General features: G+C 38.1%; 4 protein-coding genes. 2 read left to right on the top strand and 2 right to left on the bottom strand.

Annotated elements, in window-relative coordinates:
- The first annotated feature begins 353 nt into the window (after positions 1–353).
- Positions 354–899, top strand: a complete 546-nt coding sequence (locus tag H5089_RS19995; protein WP_002959868.1) for a gamma carbonic anhydrase family protein — start codon at positions 354–356, stop codon at positions 897–899.
- Here the strand turns inward: H5089_RS19995 and H5089_RS19990 are convergent.
- Positions 891–1145: a DUF1488 family protein gene (locus H5089_RS19990; RefSeq protein WP_004335144.1), complete on the bottom strand. Its 255-nt coding sequence runs from the start codon at positions 1143–1145 to the stop codon at positions 891–893. The genes H5089_RS19995 and H5089_RS19990 overlap by 9 nt on opposite strands.
- On the bottom strand, positions 1142–1966 hold the full coding sequence (gene aroE / locus H5089_RS19985; RefSeq protein WP_182712952.1) for a shikimate dehydrogenase: 825 nt from the start codon (positions 1964–1966) through the stop codon (positions 1142–1144). The genes H5089_RS19990 and aroE overlap by 4 nt, the downstream gene beginning before the upstream one ends.
- A 53-nt stretch (positions 1967–2019) precedes the next feature.
- Here aroE and H5089_RS19980 point away from each other — a divergent pair, with 53 nt between their 5' ends.
- Positions 2020–2457, top strand: a complete 438-nt coding sequence (locus H5089_RS19980) for a group II truncated hemoglobin (protein ID WP_004335148.1) — start codon at positions 2020–2022, stop codon at positions 2455–2457.
- Positions 2458–2616 lie beyond the last annotated feature (159 nt).

Raw genomic sequence — 2616 nt, 5'->3', positions numbered from 1 at the left:
GCTTTAGCGTCTCAAGGGATGCGAATAATACACCCTTTATTTTTCGAGTCAATACTTTGTTTTAAATTTTCTTTTGGAAGATTTAAAACCGAAGTTTTATTTAACTCTCTGAGTAGTTCGTGCCTTGCTATGCTTCAGCGTTTCCCGTCTCAGTGGGGTCGCATTATAGGGAGAACAGATTTTTACGCAAGTACTTTTTTAAAGAAAAAGTAAAAAAAGATGCTGTTCGGTCAGTATCTGAACTAAACCCCCTAAAACTGATAGTTTTGTAACCAAACGGTGCCTGTTATGGTACAAAAAAGACCTTGCTGATACACTCAAAGCTAATAACTATTATCTAAAAGGTACTAAATATGGCAATCCGTTCTTATAAAGGTGTAACTCCTTCGTTTAATTCGTCTGTTTATATTGATGAGTCATCAGTTTTGGTTGGTGATATTACTTTAGGTGATAATAGTAGTGTTTGGCCTTTAGTAGCAGCCCGAGGCGATGTTAACTATATACGTATTGGTAAACGCTCCAATATACAAGATGGCAGTGTATTGCATTTATCTCGTGCAACTAAAAGCAATCCAGATGGTTATCCACTTATTATAGGTGACGATGTAACTGTAGGTCATAAGGTAATGCTGCACGGGTGTATATTAGGAAACCGTATACTTGTAGGTATGGGCGCTATTATTATGGATAACGTGGTTGTTGAAGATGATGTAATTATAGGTGGCGGCTCTTTGGTACCACCAAACAAACGCTTAGAGTCTGGTTACTTATATGTAGGGAGTCCGGCTAAGCAAGCCCGCCCTCTAACGGAGCAAGAACTTGCCTTTTTAAAAATATCTGCCGATAACTATGTATCACTTAAAGATGAGTACTTAGCTGAAATAGCTAATTTAAGTTAATAAACTTACTTCAATTTGGCCTGCCGAGTTATAGCTCTCTTCTTCGATAAGCTCCTCGGCACGTTCTTCGTAATCAAAACGATACTTTTCAAAATACTCTGTTGCGTGACTTTCGTCTGTTAATTTAAGTGTATTTACTTCTATTACGCACTCCACCAGCATGCCACTAACTTGTGCAAAAAATACTAACTGATGATCGGGCTCTCTAAACTCTAGCCTATCTATAAATTGTATTGCCTGATTCATTTAAGCGTTCCTTGTTTGAGCGCATCAACGACGGGAAGTATTTTTGGCATTTTATTACGCCATACATAATATGCTTGAGCAGCTTGGCCAACTAACATGCCACTGCCATCTAAAAGCTTAGCGTTAATATTATGCTGTGCAACCCAATTCATAAAAATGGTATTTTGCAGTGAATAAAACATGTCATAAGCGACTTCACAGTTAGTTATGTGTTTTTTATCAAGTGCTGGAAGTTCGTTATTCATACTGCTAGAGGTAGAGTTTATAATTAGTGAGTAATCGCTTACTGGTAAATCATCAAAACCAAAGCCAGATACTGGTCCATATTGGGTAAACAACTCTGCGAGTTCTTTGGCTTTTTGTGCTGTGCGATTAACAATTATTATTTCCTGAGGGTTATGCTCTAACAAAGGCAAAATAACCCCTCGAGCAGCACCGCCCGCACCTATGATTAAAATGCGTTTATTAGTTATGGCTACTTCATTAGCGAGTAAATCATTTACAAAGCCCACACCATCGGTGTTATCACCGAGTAATGAGCCGTCATCTCGTTTTTTTAATGTATTAACAGCCCCTACTATTTTGGCTAATGGGGTAAGCTCATCAGCCATTGCATAAGCTTGCTCTTTAAATGGCATTGTAACGTTAGCACCCACACCGCCTTGCTCAAAAAAAGACAATACTGTTTTTTCAAAGTTATCGATAGGTGCTAATATTGCGCGATAGTCGATTTGCTCACCCAGTGATACAGCAAATTGTTTATGTATCGCGGGGGATTTTGAATGTTTAATTGGATTTCCAAAAACCGCATATTTGTCCATTTTAAAGCAACCTCTTTGCAGCTATAAACTGCCTATTAACAATGATAAGTAATATGATTAAACGACTTTTTTCTAAATCTAAGCCGGCTCCCGAGCAACAGGCTCCTACTCCTGAAAAAACACCGTATGAAATAATAGGTGGAGAGAAAGGGGCGCGAGCTATCTCCAATCGATTCTACGACATAATGGAGTCAGATGAATACGCTAAACCGTTATATGATATGCATCCTCTGCCATTAGATCGAATTCGCCAAGTATTTTTTGAATTTTTATCTGGTTGGTTAGGCGGGCCAAACCTATTTACTGAAAAACATGGCCAGCCAATGCTACGTAAAAGACATATGCCTTTTACTGTAGATAAAGCATTGCGCGATCAGTGGATGTACTGCATGAATAAAACGCTGGATATAGAAATAGACAATCCGTTGTTACGTGAAGGCTTAAAGCAATCATTCTCTCAACTAGCAACGCACATGATCAATCAGCATTAAATTTATATTTAGCCATAATGCAAAAAGGCGCTAATTAGCTGTCTCTTATACACAAATCCCTGCTAAGAAATTAGCGGGGATTTTTTTGAACTAAATCTCAATGTCATGATCAGATCTTCAAATCTTGTTTGAGGGCACATTATGATTAACGAACATACT

This window comes from Pseudoalteromonas sp. SR45-1 (assembly GCF_014163655.1).
GTDB lineage: Bacteria > Pseudomonadota > Gammaproteobacteria > Enterobacterales > Alteromonadaceae > Pseudoalteromonas > Pseudoalteromonas distincta.
The sequence above is the reverse complement of the archived record's forward strand: the minus strand, read 5'-3'. Positions and strand labels throughout refer to the sequence as shown.

Coding starts and splice junctions, on each gene's coding strand:
- H5089_RS19980 (WP_004335148.1), top strand. CDS start 2,020: ATGATTAAACGACTTTTTTCTAAATCTAAGCCGGCTCCCGAGCAACAG.
- H5089_RS19990 (WP_004335144.1), bottom strand. CDS start 1,145: ATGAATCAGGCAATACAATTTATAGATAGGCTAGAGTTTAGAGAGCCC.
- H5089_RS19995 (WP_002959868.1), top strand. CDS start 354: ATGGCAATCCGTTCTTATAAAGGTGTAACTCCTTCGTTTAATTCGTCT.
- aroE (WP_182712952.1), bottom strand. CDS start 1,966: ATGGACAAATATGCGGTTTTTGGAAATCCAATTAAACATTCAAAATCC.